The following is a 13,966-nucleotide window of genomic DNA, read 5'->3' on the forward strand; positions in this document are numbered from 1 at the left end:
GCGATCATGCCGGTGGAGTGGCGGTTCACGCCGGACGACGTGGCGCGGCTGCGGTTCGCGTTCTCTCCGATGTGGGAGCTGGTCGCCAGCCTCCGGGTGCTGCGCGCTCCGGGCCGCCACTCGCTGCACCTGCCGTGGCTGCGGGCCGTACGGCCGCGCCTGCGTGAGGTGGATCTCACAGATCTGTTCGCGCTGGTCCCGGTGCGCGGCTACGTGCCCGACTTCCTCACCCCGCCGCCCGACACCCCGCTGCCGGACTTCGCCGCCGAGCTGGAGCGGGTGCGCGCCACGCCGCCCACCACGGCGTACGAGGAGATGGTCTGGGTGCAGACGTCCGATCCCGCGGCGCTGCGGCGGTTCGCCGACGACCCGGCGGAGGGCGTGCGGCGGGTGGCCGACCAGCTTCGGGCGTACTGGACGGTCGCCATCGAGGAGTTCTGGCCGCGGATCCGCGCGCTGCTGGAGGGCGACGTCATGTGGCGGTCACGCATGCTGGCGGCCGGGGGAGTGCGCGAGCTGTTCGCCGACCTGCACTCGACCGTCGCCTGGCACGGCGACCGGCTCGTCGCCGCCAAGAACTGCGACTACGTGGGCGATCTCGGCGGGGACGGCCTCGTGCTCGTGCCGAGCGCCTTCTCCTGGCCCGACGTCTGGGTGATGTACGAGCCCTACCTGCCGATGCTGTGCTACCCGGCCCGGGGCGTCGGGACGCTGTGGACGGACGGCACGCCCCCCTGCACGCCCGAGGCGCTGGCCGCGCTCATCGGCCGCACCCGGGCGCAGGTGCTCACCGCGCTGGCCGAGCCGGGCTCGACCAGCGGGCTCGCCCGGCGGCTCGGCCTCACGCCGGGCGCGGTCAGCCAGCACCTCGCCGTGCTGTCCGACGCGGGCCTGGTGGCGCGGCGGCGGCTCGGCCGCGAGGTGCTCTACCGGCGCACCCCGGTCGGCGAGTCGCTCGCCGCCGTCTCCTGATCACCCTGAACCACCCCGGGTTCCTGCCGATCACTCCAGGGCCGGCGGCCAGGCCGAGGCGGGCCTCCTCCGCCAGGGCGCGTACGGCTCCCGTCGGCCCGAGGTCGTCGAGCGCGGGGGACGCAGGCCGTACACGAGTTGACGGACGTCGGCGGTGACGCTGTTCATGCCCTCGCGCCGTCAGGAACGCCGGATCAACGGCATCGACGCTCCGGCCGACGGGTTCGTTCAGTGTGATCTTCGTCACCGTCTCCGCCCGCGGCCCCCGGGGACCGCCGCCGTTCAGGGCCCAGTGGTGAGCCGCAGGACCGACGGCTCACACTCCCCCGTAACCCCTGTGAAACACTCACCAGGCAGACTGGTACGAGACCAGACCTGTGACTCCGTGAGGTACGCCTTGGACCGCCAGCAGGAATTCGTGCTCCGCACGCTCGAAGAGCGAGACATCCGGTTCATCCGGCTGTGGTTCACCGACGTGCTCGGTTTCCTGAAGTCGGTGGCGATCGCGCCGGCCGAGCTGGAGGGCGCCTTCGCCGAGGGCATCGGCTTCGACGGCTCGGCGATCGAGGGCTTCTCGCGGGTCTACGAGTCGGACATGCTGGCCAAGCCCGACCCGGCGACGTTCCAGATCCTGCCGTGGCGCAGTGAGTCGCCGGGCGCCGCCCGCATGTTCTGCGACATCCTGATGCCGGACGGCTCGCCGTCGCACGCCGACCCCCGCTTCGTGCTCAAGCGGACGCTGGCCAAGGCGGCCGACATGGGCTTCACGTTCTACACCCACCCCGAGGTGGAGTTCTTCCTGCTCCGCAACCGGCCGGAGAAGGGCGACAAGCCCGAGCCCATCGACGACGGCGGCTACTTCGACCACACGCCGCACAGCGCGGGCCACGACTTCCGCCGCAACGCGATCATGATGCTGGAGTCGATGGGCATCTCGGTGGAGTTCAGCCACCACGAGGGCGCGCCGGGCCAGCAGGAGATCGACCTCCGCTACGCCGACGCGCTGACCACGGCCGACAACATCATGACGTTCCGGCTGGTCATGAAGGAGGTGGCGCTGGAGCAGGGGGTGTGGGCCTCGTTCATGCCCAAGCCGTTCACCGACTTCCCCGGGTCGGGCATGCACACCCACATGTCGCTGTTCGAGGGCGACCGCAACGCCTTCTACGAGCCCGGCGCCGACTATCAGCTCTCCAAGATCGGCCGGTCGTTCATCGGCGGCCTGCTCCGGCACGCCGCGGAGATCACCGCCGTCTGCAACCAGTGGGTCAACTCCTACAAGCGGCTGTGGGGCGGCGCCGAGGCGATCGCCGGGGCCGGCGGCGAGGCCCCCGCGTACATCTGCTGGGGGCACAACAACCGCTCCGCGCTCGTGCGCGTGCCCATGTACAAGCCGCACAAGGGCGGCTCGACCCGCATCGAGTTCCGCTCGGTCGACTCCTCCTGCAACCCCTACCTCGCCTTCGCCGTCATCCTGGCCGCCGGGCTCAAGGGCATCGAGGAGGGGTACGAGATGCCGCCGGGGGCCGAGGACGACGTGTGGGCGCTGACCAGCGCGGAGCGGCGGGCGCTCGGCATCCAGCCGCTGCCCCAGTCGCTCGACGAGGCGATCTCGGCGATGGAGCACAGCGAGCTGGTCGCCGAGACGCTGGGCGAGCACGTCTTCGACTACTTCCTGCGCAACAAGCGCGCGGAGTGGCAGGACTACCGCCGCCAGGTGACCGAGTTCGAGCTGGGCCGCTACCTGCCCGTGCTCTGACGCGGATCGCGTCACCATGCCGTTACAGGCTGCAAATCTTCCTGACACTCCCGTCTGTTTGGCTGGTCCGTACGCCGGAACAGTAAAATCGGTTCACTTGTTACGACTTTTGCGGGTGAGCCGTATCAAGACGTGACTCAGGGAGGACGTGGCCATATGACGGCGGCTGCGGGGCTGCAGACCGTTCTGACCGTACCGAAGCGTTTCCGGGGACCAGAGGGCACCGCCAACGGCGGCTGGATAGCGGGCACCCTCGCCGGCACGCTGACCGGGCGCGGTCACGACTCGCCGGTGGAGGTCACCCTTCGCAGACCGGTCCCCCTGGAGACCGCTCTGTGCGTCGAGCATGTCGGCAACGCCGTCGTGCTCAGCCAGGGCGACAGCCACCTCGTGGAGGCGATCCCGGTCGCCGAGACGCTGACGCCGCCGCCGTTCGTGCGGTTCACCGACGCGGCCCGCGCGGAGGCGGGCTTCCCCGGCAGGCACGGCCACGCCATCGCGGGCTGCTTCGCCTGCGGGCTGCGTGAGCCCGGCGACGGGCTGCGGATCTTCCCCGGCCCGGTCGAGAGCCCCGCCGACGGCGGCGAGCTCGTCGCCGCGGGCTGGCGGGTGCCGTTCAACGTGACCGACGAGCAGGGCGTGGTGCCCGACTCGATCGTCTGGGCGGCGCTCGACTGCGTCACCGGGTGGGCGCACTACCGCAGCTTCCCCGACCGGCGGCCCATCGAGCCTCCGCTGCTCGGACGGCTGACCGGGCAGGTGTTCCGCCGGGTCTACCCGATGGGCCGATACTCGGTCGTCGCCCGGGCGGAGGGCCGCGACGGCCGCAAGCTGTTCGGCACGAGCGCGGTCTACGAGGTGGACGGCGCGCTCGTCGCCGCCGCCAAGGCCACCTGGATCCTGCCCCGCCAGTGACACGGCCCTGCGCCGGTCAGGGCAGGGCCGGCGCCGGGCGGCCGTGGAGCTCGTCCAGGGCCGCCGGGCGCGAAGGGGCCCGCGCTCACTCCGTGAGGCGGGCGGCGACGACCGCGGCGCAGCGGGGGTCGAACAGGATCGTGTAGTGGTTGCAGTCCGGCACGACCTCGTCGCGCAGGCCGGGCAGCTCGGCCGTCCACCGCTCGGTCAGGTCGTCCGGGAGCATCCCGACGTCCTGGTTCAGCAGCCCCCGCGGCGCGCGGAGCAGCAGCGGCGCCGGCTCGATGCCCTTCAGCGCCGTCCCGATCGCCTCGTGCTCGGTGAGCAGCCAGCGGCCGTCCTGCCGTACGGCGTCCTCGCGGGCGCGTGAGCGGACGGCGTCGTCCGGCCCGGCGGCGTCATAGCGGACGTACTCCTCGATGAGCGGGGACCAGTCGTTCGCGAGCGCGGGGTGGGCGCGGAAGAAGCCGAGGTAGGCGTCCACGCTCGGATAGGTCTGGGAGAGCCGGGCGATGGCCGGGCCGAGCGTCGCCTCCAGCACCTCGTCGGGGTCGGCGCCGGGCGGCAGCGGCAGCGGCAGGCCGCCGTCCACGAGCACGACCTTGGCGTAACGCCGGTGCGCGCCGTGCAGCGCCGCGACGTAGGCGCCCATCGAGTGCCCGGTGAGCACGCTCGTGCCGTCCGCGCCCACGTGCTCGGCGACGCGTTCCAGGTCTTCGGCGTGCCGGTCCAGGCCGTACGGGCCGGGCAGATCGGCGCTGTGGCCGCGCCCGCGCAGGTCCACGGCGACCAGCGACCAGCCGGGTGGCAGCGCGTCGGCGACCGCCCGCCACGCCATGAGGGAGGCGGTGATGCCGTGCGCCGCGATGATCAGGCGGGGACCGTCGCCGAACCTGGCGATCCGCAGCCGTCCGCCGGGGACGGCGACCTCATCGATGTTCATGATGCGGACTGTACGGTACGACCCTGTCCGCTATCGCCTGTCCTGATATGTGTCTTTAAGCTCTCCCGTATGGGTGAACGTCTGACCGTCATCGAGCACGAGGCCGAGGCCGGCCTGGGCTTCTTCGCGGGGTGGCTGGGGGCCGCCGGAGTCGAGACCGAGGTTGTCCGGCCGTACAAGGGGGAGCCGGTGCCCGAGCGCGCCCCCGGCGGGCTGCTGGTGCTCGGCGGCGCCGCGGCGGCCTGGGACGACGAGGGCTACGCCTGGCTGCCCGCGACCAGGGCCCTGATCGCCCGTGCCGTGGACGAGGGCGTGCCGACGCTCGGCATCTGCCTCGGCGCCCAGCTCATGACCATGGCCTGCGGCGGGACCGTCGAGCGCGGCGGCGCGGGCCTGGAGATCGGCCTGGGGGAGATCGAGCCGCTGCCCGAGGCCGCCGCCGACCCGCTGCTTTCCACGTTGCCGTCCGCGTCGCGGAACGGGCCGGTCCGGGCGATCCAGTATCACTACGACGCCATGACCACCCTGCCCGAGGGCGCCGTACGGCTGGCCACCGGCGCGCGCTACCCCAACCAGGCGTACCGGCTCGGCGACCGGGCGTGGGCCGTGCAGTTCCACCCCGAGGCCACGCCCGAGATCTTCGCCTCCTGGACCGAGGGAGGGGAGCTGCCGCCCGAGCGGGCCGCGGAGCTGAACGCGCAGGTCGGGGCCGCCGGAGACGAGCTGAGGCGCACCTGGAGGCCGCTCGCCGAGGCGTTCGCGGCCCAGCTCACCCGGAGCTGACATGCCCTGACGGACCGGAGGAGCGCGCGGCGAAAACGCGTGATGGGCCGATTACGCAGAGAAACCGCTAAGGACGCGCACAACACGGAGGGCTAGCGTGTGCGCTGAGCCCGGCGGGCGCCGGGCGGTGATGTCCGAGGTCGGTTCCGCGGCAGGGGGCCGATCTCTGCGAGGAGGCTTCCGTCCCATGTGTACCGTTACTGGGAAGGTTCGTCTCGGGGGGCCGACGTGATCGACGTCGGGGTGGAGGAAGGAACGGTGAACGCCGCGCCTCGGATACAGACGACGGCAGGGCGCCTGGCGGCGCTCGGATTCGCCGACGGCGCGCGGGCCGAACGGCTGCTCGACGAGCTCGGCCCCGAGGCGGTCGGCGATCTCGCCCTGCTCGACGACCTCGTCAGGGCCGCGGACCCGGATCTGGCGCTGACCACCCTGAGCCGTCTGGTCGAGCGGGACCCGAGCGTGCTCGGGGCGTTCCGCGCCGACCCCGACCTGCGTCGCAGGCTGCTCGGCGTGTTCGGGCTCAGCGCGGCGCTCGGTGAGCACGTCGTGCGGCACCCGGAGTGCCTGCCGTCGATCCAGTGGACGCGCTGGCCCACGCTCGGCGATCTGCGCGAGGAGATGCTGCTCGCGGTCGGGGCCGACCCGGACGCGTCCGAACCCGTGGCCGAGCTCATGGCAGGCGGAGTCGTCGCCGGGCCGGGCACGCCGGCGATGGACGCGCTGCGCGTCGCCTACCGCAACCGCCTGCTGCACCTGGCGTCGCGCGACGTGGCCGGCGAGTGCACGCTCGCCGAGGTCGCCGCCGCGCTGGCCGACCTCGCCTCGGCCGCGCTGGAGGCCGCGCTCGCCATCGCCAGGGCCGAGGTGCCCGACGCGGGCGACGTACGGCTGGCCGTCATCGGCATGGGCAAGTGCGGGGCCCGCGAGCTGAACTACATCTCCGACGTCGACGTCGTCTTCGTGGCCGAGCCCAAGGAGGGCGTCGACGAGACCAAGGCGCTGCAGATCGCCACCCGCCTCGCGCAGGGCATGATGCGGGCCTGCTCGGCGAGCACCCCCGAGGGCGCGCTGTGGGAGGTGGACGCCAACCTGCGCCCCGAGGGCAAGATGGGCCCGCTCGTGCGCAGCATGGAAAGCCACCTGACCTACTACCGGCGGTGGGCCAAGACCTGGGAGTTCCAGGCGCTGCTCAAGGCGCGCCCGGTCGCGGGCGACCTGGAGCTCGGCCAGCAGTACGTCGCCGCGGTCAACGAGCTGGTCTGGCAGGCCGCCGCCCGGCCCAAGTTCGTGGAGGACGTGCAGGCCATGCGCCGCCGCGTGGAGGCGCATGTGCCCGCGGGCGAGGCCGACCGGCAGATCAAGCTCGGGCCGGGCGGGCTGCGGGACATCGAGTTCGCCGTCCAGCTCCTCCAGCTCGTGCACGGCCGTTCCGACCCGCTGCTGCGCCGCCGGGCCACGCTGTCGGCCCTCGCCGCCCTGTCCAGGGGCGGCTACGTCGGGCGTGATGACGCCAAGGCGCTCGCCGAGGCCTACACCTTCCTGCGCCAGGTCGAGCACATGCTCCAGCTCCACCGACTGCGCCGCACCCACGTGGTGCCGTCGGACACCGCCGACCTGCGGCGGCTCGGCCGGGGCCTGGGCATGACGACCGACCCGGTGGGGGAGTTCACCACAACGTGGAAGCGGCACGCGCTGGAGGTGCGGCGGCTCCACGAGAAGCTGTTCTACCGCCCGCTGCTGCAGGCCGTGGCCCGGCTGCCGGAGACCGAGGCCCGCCTGTCCGCGGCCGCGGCCACCGCGCGGCTGCAGGCGCTCGGCTACGCCGACCCCGAGGGCGCGCTGCGGCACATCGCCGCGCTCACCAGCGGTGTCTCCCGCCGGGCGGCCATCCAGCGGACGCTGCTGCCGGTCATGCTCGGCTGGTTCGCCGACGCCCCCGACCCCGACGCCGGCCTGCTCGGCTTCCGCCAGGTGAGCGACAAGCTCGGCGCCACGCCGTGGTATCTGCGCCTGCTGCGCGACGAGACCGCCGTGGCCGAGCGCCTCGCCCACCTGCTCGGCACCAGCAAATACGTCACCGCTTTACTGCTGCACGCCCCCGAGGCCGTCGCGATGCTGGGCTCGCCCGCCGAGCTGGCCGTACGGCCCGCGGCGACGCTCGCCGCCGAGGCCGCCGCCGCGGTGAGCCGCCACGCGGAGGACGCCGAGACCGCCGTCGCCGCCGTGCGGGCGCTGCGCCGCAGGGAGCTGCTCCGCACGGCCTGCGCCGACCTGTCGGGGCTGATCGACATCGAGGAGGTCGGCCAGGCCCTCTCGTCGTTGAACGACGTCACGATCCAGGCGGCGCTCGACACGGCGATCAACAAGGTCACGCTGGAACGGCGCGCTCCGTTCCCGACGCGGATGGCCGTCATCGCCATGGGCCGCCTCGGCGGCCTGGAGAGCTCCTACGCCAGCGACGCCGACGTCATGTTCGTGCACGCGCCGCTGCCGGGGGTGGCCGACAGGGACGCGACCGACGCCGCACACGCGGTGGCCGAGGAGACGCGCAGGCTGCTCGCGCTGCCCGCGCCCGACCCGCCGCTGCAGATCGACGCGGGCCTGCGGCCGGAGGGACGGCAGGGGCCGCTCGTGCGCACGATCGCCTCCTATCGGGCCTACTACGACCGCTGGGCCTCGCACTGGGAGGCCCAGGCGCTGCTGCGGGCCCGGTTCTGCGCGGGCGACCCCGAGCTCGGCCGTGAGTTCATCGCGCTCGTCGATCCGCTGCGCTACCCGGCCGGGGGCATCTCCGCGGACGCCGTACGCGAGATCCGCAAGCTCAAGGCGCGCATGGAGGCCGAGCGGCTGCCGCGCGGGGCCGATCCCGCCCTGCACACCAAGCTCGGCAGGGGCGGGCTGAGCGACGTGGAGTGGGTGGCCCAGCTCATCCAGTTGCGGCACGCGGGCGCCACCCCCGCGCTGCGTACGACGCGCACTCTCGACGCGCTGCGCGCGGCGGCGGCGGAGGGCCTGCTCGACCCGGCCGACGAGGAGGTGCTCGCGCAGGCGTGGCTGTTCGCGTCACGCATCCGCGACGCCCTCATGCTGGTGCGCGGTCGGGCGTCCGACAGCATCCCGACCTCGGTCAAGGAGCGCGTGCTGCTCGCGCGGGCGCTCGGCTATCCCCCCGAGGGCACCGAGGACTTCGTCGAGGACTACCGGCGCGCCACCCGGCGGGCCCGGGCCGTGGTGGAGCGCGTTTTCTACGAGGACTGACTCCGGCCCCGGGCCGGGTGGTTCCGTACGGGCCGGGTGGAGGGGGCAGTGCGGGGGATGGTCAGAGCTTCCTGCCCACGGCCCCGTACCCGCCGTGCACGCGGCCGGTCAGGAAGGGGATCTCGTCCGGGTCCGGGCGCCACTCGCCGACCGCCACCAGGCCGGGCTCCACGAGCTCGAAGCCGTCGAAGAACCGGGCGATCTCCGCGCCGGTACGCAAGGTGAGCGGCACGGGCCCGGTGTTGTACGCCTCGGCGAAGGCCTCCAGGCTCTCGGGGGCGAAGTCGCCGGTGACGTGGGTGACGGCGAGGTAACTGCCGGGCACGACCGCGTCGGTGTAGCGCCTGACGACGCCGAACGGGTCGTCCTCGTCCTTGATGAACATGAGCGTGCCCACGATGACCACGGCGATCGGCTGGTCGAAGTCGAGCGTCGCCAGCGTGTCGGGGTGCTTGAGGATGGCGTCGGGGTCGCGCAGATCGGCCTCGATGTAGGCGGTCCTGCCCTCCGGCGCGCTGCGCAGCAGCGCGCGGGCGTGGACCATCACGATCGGGTCGTTGTCGACGTAGACGACCCTGGCCGCCGGATTCACGGACTGGGCGACCTCGTGGGTGTTGCCCTGGGTCGGAATGCCGGTGCCGATGTCGAGGAACTGGGTGATCCCCTGCTCCGCGAGGAACCGTACGGCCCGGCCGAGGAACGCCCGATTGTCCCGGGCGCCCTGGACGACCCCGGGAGAGGCGGCCTTCACCGCTTCGGCGACCGCGCGGTCGGCTTCGAAGTTGTCCTTGCCGCCCAGCCAGTAGTCGTACACCCGGGCGGGATGCGGCACCGAGGTGTCGAGCTTCGCGGCAGCGGGGGTTTCGTCGGCCATCACATGCTCCGGGGGGAAGGGGGTTTTTCTGATCTTATCCGTGCGCACCCCCGCCCGGTCGTCCGATCGAAATCCGGAATCGCGGAATTCATTGCCCTCACCGTGGCGACGCTGTATCAACGGTACGGGTGATCTCTTTGATCTCGTATTACGCAGACCTGGCTATCGGTCTGATTCTGGCCTTCCTGCTGTTGTCGCTTCTCGTCAGCGGCATCAACGAGGGCATCGTCAGGCTGCTCGGAATCCGCAGCAAGTTTCTGTGGGCATACCTGCGCGACACCCTCGACGGCGCGGAGACGGCGGACGGAACCTCCCGGCTCGACCGGATCCTGGACGCGCTCAGGAGGTTCGGCCGCACGGCGCGCACGGCGTCGGCGCAGGCGGTGCGGGCGGTGTCGCCGGAGGAGGGCCGCTCGCGGCTGCCCGCCGGCGTGATGGGGGTGTTCGCGCGGCTGCCGTTCGGCCCGGACCCGCGGCCCGCGTTCAGCCGGCAGCCGCCCCCGACGCAGAGCCCGCCGCTCACCGCCGCCGCGGGCTCCGTGGCCGCCGAACAGATGACGACCATTCAGATGACGTCCGAGCAGGAGACGGCAGGGGAGGGCGTGGACCCTGCGCACACCGCCGGGCAGGCCGACCCCGAGGAGATCGCCGTCCTCACGGTGGAGCCGGCGGACGTCGGCGCGGGAGCGGGCGGGACGGCCGGGGCCCCGGCCGGCGCGGGGGACGGCGCGGGGGCCGGCGCGGGGGGCGGCGTGCTGCCGCCGGGTCTGGGCAAGTCGATGGCCGAGCTGCTCCACGAGCGGCTGCAGGAGATCGATCACGCCAAGCGCGGGAGGACGAGCATCGCCGACATCCCGCCCGCGCGCTTCGCCGTCGCCGTGATGGAGATCGCCACCGAGCACGGCGGCGTGGACGCCCTCATGCGGGACCTCGACGCGCTGAAGAGCCCCTTCTCCCGCCCGCTCAAGGCCGTGTGGGACAGGGCCAGCCACGACCTGGAGGCGTTCCGGCGCGGCATCGAGGACTGGTTCGACGGTGAGATGGAGCGGCTCAGCCTGCTCTACCGCCGCTACGTCCGCTGGGTCATCGTCGCGCTCGGTCTCGTCGTGACGCTGGTGTTCAGCATGGACTCCCTGGAGTTCGGCAAGACCCTGCTGCGCGACAACGCCTACCGCAGCGCGGTGACGGCCTTCGGCGATACGGGTCCCCAGGCGCTCGAACCGCTGCGCGAGCAGTGCGCGCCCGGCCAGGACCCGTACGCGTGCGTCACCGACGTGCTGAGCACCCCGGCGTTCGTGAAGATCTTCACCTATGCCCCGGTGAGCGTCACGATGGACGCGGCCGACGGCCCGGTGTGGGCCTGGCGCGGCGGGGACTGGTGGCAGCGCCTCACGTCACCGGGCCACTGGCCGGGGTTCCTCGTCACGCTGGTCGCCCTGCTGTTCGGCGCGCCGTTCTGGTGGGACATCCTGCGCCGTGTGAGCGGCCTGCGCGGCCGTACCTCCGGCTCCACCCCCTCCTGACCGGTCGCGTGCCACGGCCGCGATATCGGGTTGCGGCGGCCGACGCGCGTGCGTACGGTCGGCCGGGTGCGCGGGCGAGGGCCGGCCGGGTCGCTGTGGCGGCACCGGGACTTCATGTTGCTGTGGAGCGGCCACACGGTGAGCCTGTTCGGCTCGCAGATCAGCTGGATCGCCCTGCCGATGGTCGCGGTCGCCGGGCTGCGCGCCACCACGTTCGAAGTGGCGGTGCTGGGGGCCATGGGCACGCTGCCGTCGCTGGTCGTGTCGCTGCCTGCCGGCGTGCTGGCCGATCGTCACCGCAGGCGGTGCCTCATGATCGCCTGTGACGCCGGGTCGGCGCTGGCCATGGCGTCGGTGCCGATCGCCGCCGTCGTGGGCCGGGTCACGATGACCCAGCTCTACGTGGTCACGCTGGTCGTCGGCGCGCTCGGCGTGGTCTTCGGCACCGCGTCAGGCAGCCTGACGCCGGTGCTGCTCGGCGGCGACAGGCTCACCGACGGCAACGCCAAGATGAACACCGCGCGCGGTCTCGCCGAGATGGCCGGGCCGAGCGTCGGAGGCTTCCTGGTCGGCCTCGTCGGCGCCGCCCGCGCGGTCGCCGCGGACGCCCTCTCGTACGCCGTGAGCGCCGTGGCCCTGGCGTCGATGCGCCTGCGGGAGCCGAAGCCCGAGCGCACACCGCACCGCGGGCGCTTCCTCGGTGAGATCGCCGAGGGGCTCCGGTTCGTGCTCGCCCATCCTGTGCTGCGCGTGCTCGCCCTCTCCGGGGCGGTCAGCGCCGTGCTGCTGCGCGGGATCAGCTCGATGTGGCTGCTGTACGTCGTGCGGGAGCTGGGCTGGAGCCCCCGGGCGGCCGGGCTCGTCTACGGCCTGAGCCTTGTCGGCGGGGTCGCCGGGAGCATGGCGGCCGGGCGGGTGACGGCCCGGTTCGGCATGGGTCGCGTGATCGTCCTGGGCGCTGCGCTGTCGGCCCCGTTCGAGCTGGTCACCCCCCTCGTGCCGCCCGGCCTGGCCGGCCAGTGGACCGTCGGGCTGGTCTTCACCTTCCTGACGGCCGCAGGGATGGTCCAGACGACCGCGGCCCAGACCGCGCGCCAGTCGCTGTGCCCGCCCGGCATGCTCGGCCGGATGAACGGCTCCACCCACTTCATGCGGGCGGGCCTGCTGCCGCTCGGGCCGCTGCTGGCCGGCGCCCTGGGCACCTGGATCGGCCTGCGCCCCGCCCTGATCATCCTGGGCTCCGCCACCCTGCTGTGGCCGCTCCTGCTGTCCCTGTCACCCGTACGCGCATTGGATGGGAAACGACCATGACCGACGACGACCGGCCGAGCGCCCCCCCGGCGGCTCGCCACGCGCTACTTCGAGATGTGGAACTCCGGCGACGCCTCGGCGGCCGAGCGGATCCTGAGCCCGAGCTGGGTGGACCACGCGCATCCCGAGGTGGCCGGGCCGCAGGGCGTTCGCGAGGCGATCGAGCGGATCCGCGGCGCGCAGCCGGACCTCCGGTTCCGCATCGACGCCATCCTCGGGGAGGGTGACCTGGTGGCGGTCGTGGGGAACGCCGGTCGCGGCCAGGACGCGGACGGCACCTCTCTGGTCTGGCTCATCCGCGTACAGGACGGCCTGCTCGCCGAGATGTGGACCTACCACGGCAGCGGCGGGGGCCCGAGGGGCCTTCGGCTCCGGTGACGCCCCGGCCACTGCGGCCCGGGGCGTTCACCGGCGGCTGTCAGGGTTCGAGGTCGGTCACTCCTCGGCCGCTGGCGATGTCGAGCGGCACAGAAGCCTGGTCGTGCACGATCAGCCACTCGCCGCCGGTCTTCCGGAAGCAGAAGGTGCCCCGGACCCATATGCCGTTCGTCGCCGTCCCGTTCGCCAGCGTGCCGCTGAGCCGGCCGAAGCAGTGCCCGAACGCCACGTCGTCGCCCACGGCGAGGGTCAGGTCGCGCACCTCGTAATCGACCTCCTCGAAGACCGCGAACACTTTCGCCCAGTTCTTCAGCTTCGCGTCGATCCCGACGTGTTGCAGCGGCGGCTCGACGTCGAAGGACACGACGTCCGTCGCGTAGAGCCGCCTCAGTGCGTCGAGATCTTTGGCCCGGATCCCTTCGACGACCCTGCCGATGTGCCGCCTGATCGTGGCTTCGTCTTCCTCGCGTCGCGTAGGCATCGCTGTACGTCCCTTCAATCGGTTCTCACCGGTACGACCGGACAGTGCCGGGAAATGTCAGGCCGAGGTGACGGTGACCGGGGTGGCGGCGCGCAGCGGCGCCAAGGCGGTGCTCCAGGCGACGACGTGGTCCAGCAGCATGTCGAGCGCGCCGGCGCTGTGCGGGCCCGGCCTGAAGACGGTGTAGTCCTCGAACTCGGTCTGCAGCGGCAGCGCGACCTGCGGGGCCACGTCCGCCATCTGCAACGCCCCGCAGACCAGCCGCAACTGCTCGACCGCGCGGGCGCCGCCCGCGATGCCGTACGAGACGAACCCGGTGGCCTTGTTGTTCCACTCGGCGTACAGGTGGTCGAGGGCGTCCTTGAGCACGCCGGGAGCCGAATGGTTGTATTCGGGAGTGACGATGACGAACCCGTCGAAAGAGGCGATGGTGTCCGCCCAGGCCCTGGTGTGCTCGTGCTGATACCGGCCCGCTGACAGCATCGCCGGTGTCGGCTCGTCGAGGTGCGGCAACGGGTGGTCGAGCAGGTCGACCACCGCGAACTCGGCGTCGGTGCGGCGTGCGGCCCTCTCGTGGACCCAGGTGGCGACCTGCTCGCCCCTGCGGCCGGGGCGGGTGCTGCCGAGTATGATCCCGATCTTCGTCATCGTTCTCCTGCTCCAGTGCTGATGCCGATGCTTCGAGCAGTACGACAACGCGGCGGCCCGGAATGTGAGGCGGCCCGGAATGTGAGGCGGCCCGGCCTCACAGATCGCCGCGCTGTCT

The 13,966-nt window shown here is 72.6% G+C and carries 12 protein-coding genes and 1 pseudogene; 8 read left to right on the top strand and 5 right to left on the bottom strand.

Translation table 11 applies throughout. From position 1 onward, the window contains the following. Positions 1-6 precede the first annotated feature (6 nt). On the top strand, positions 7-972 hold the full coding sequence (locus OHB01_RS23130; protein WP_142644848.1) for an ArsR/SmtB family transcription factor: 966 nt from the start codon (positions 7-9) through the stop codon (positions 970-972). Positions 973-1,002: 30 nt separating this feature from the next. Here OHB01_RS23130 and OHB01_RS23135 read toward each other — a convergent pair whose 3' ends face one another. Beyond that, positions 1,003-1,140 (bottom strand): hypothetical protein, encoded by a 138-nt coding sequence (locus OHB01_RS23135; RefSeq protein ID WP_187280518.1) that lies wholly within the window; start codon positions 1,138-1,140, stop codon positions 1,003-1,005. Between the two features lie 229 nt (positions 1,141-1,369). On the opposite strand from OHB01_RS23135, the gene glnA reads away from it, so the two are divergent. Together glnA and OHB01_RS23145 are read left to right on the top strand one after the other, a co-directional pair. Beyond that, on the top strand, positions 1,370-2,731 hold the full coding sequence (glnA, locus tag OHB01_RS23140) for a type I glutamate--ammonia ligase (RefSeq protein WP_147942333.1): 1,362 nt from the start codon (positions 1,370-1,372) through the stop codon (positions 2,729-2,731). 156 nt (positions 2,732-2,887) lie between these two features. Then, entirely contained in the window at positions 2,888-3,646 is a 759-nt protein-coding gene (locus tag OHB01_RS23145; protein ID WP_142644849.1) for a hypothetical protein, read from the top strand. Between the two features lie 85 nt (positions 3,647-3,731). Here OHB01_RS23145 and OHB01_RS23150 read toward each other — a convergent pair whose 3' ends face one another. Continuing rightward, positions 3,732-4,589: an alpha/beta hydrolase gene (locus OHB01_RS23150; protein WP_328853971.1), complete on the bottom strand. Its 858-nt coding sequence runs from the start codon at positions 4,587-4,589 to the stop codon at positions 3,732-3,734. A 69-nt stretch (positions 4,590-4,658) separates the two neighbouring features. On the opposite strand from OHB01_RS23150, the gene OHB01_RS23155 reads away from it, so the two are divergent. Together OHB01_RS23155 and OHB01_RS23160 are read left to right on the top strand one after the other, a co-directional pair. Continuing rightward, positions 4,659-5,372 carry a type 1 glutamine amidotransferase gene (locus OHB01_RS23155; protein ID WP_328853972.1) on the top strand — a complete coding sequence of 238 codons (714 nt, stop codon included), beginning with the start codon at positions 4,659-4,661 and terminating at the stop codon, positions 5,370-5,372. Positions 5,373-5,630: 258 nt separating this feature from the next. After that, entirely contained in the window at positions 5,631-8,633 is a 3,003-nt protein-coding gene (locus OHB01_RS23160; RefSeq protein ID WP_142644852.1) for a bifunctional [glutamine synthetase] adenylyltransferase/[glutamine synthetase]-adenylyl-L-tyrosine phosphorylase, read from the top strand. Positions 8,634-8,694: 61 nt separating this feature from the next. Here OHB01_RS23160 and OHB01_RS23165 read toward each other — a convergent pair whose 3' ends face one another. Next, positions 8,695-9,507 (bottom strand): SAM-dependent methyltransferase, encoded by an 813-nt coding sequence (locus OHB01_RS23165; RefSeq protein ID WP_142644853.1) that lies wholly within the window; start codon positions 9,505-9,507, stop codon positions 8,695-8,697. 128 nt (positions 9,508-9,635) lie between these two features. On the opposite strand from OHB01_RS23165, the gene OHB01_RS23170 reads away from it, so the two are divergent. The 3 genes and pseudogenes from OHB01_RS23170 to OHB01_RS23180 all read left to right on the top strand — a co-directional run. Further along, positions 9,636-11,030, top strand: coding sequence for a hypothetical protein (locus tag OHB01_RS23170; protein WP_147942250.1), 1,395 nt, complete (start codon positions 9,636-9,638; stop codon positions 11,028-11,030). Positions 11,031-11,096: 66 nt separating this feature from the next. Beyond that, on the top strand, positions 11,097-12,341 hold the full coding sequence (locus OHB01_RS23175) for an MFS transporter (protein WP_328853973.1): 1,245 nt from the start codon (positions 11,097-11,099) through the stop codon (positions 12,339-12,341). 42 nt (positions 12,342-12,383) lie between these two features. Beyond that, positions 12,384-12,719 (top strand): annotated as a pseudogene (locus tag OHB01_RS23180) (ester cyclase); the annotation flags it as partial. A 40-nt stretch (positions 12,720-12,759) separates the two neighbouring features. Here OHB01_RS23180 and OHB01_RS23185 read toward each other — a convergent pair. Together OHB01_RS23185 and OHB01_RS23190 are read right to left on the bottom strand one after the other, a co-directional pair. Then, complete coding sequence (locus tag OHB01_RS23185) at positions 12,760-13,200, bottom strand: YybH family protein (protein WP_147942248.1); 441 nt, start codon at positions 13,198-13,200, stop codon at positions 12,760-12,762. A gap of 57 nt (positions 13,201-13,257) precedes the next feature. Continuing rightward, positions 13,258-13,848: an NADPH-dependent FMN reductase gene (locus OHB01_RS23190; RefSeq protein ID WP_147942247.1), complete on the bottom strand. Its 591-nt coding sequence runs from the start codon at positions 13,846-13,848 to the stop codon at positions 13,258-13,260. Positions 13,849-13,966: the final 118 nt, after the last annotated feature.

It is taken from the genome of Microbispora hainanensis (assembly GCF_036186745.1).
GTDB lineage: Bacteria > Actinomycetota > Actinomycetes > Streptosporangiales > Streptosporangiaceae > Microbispora.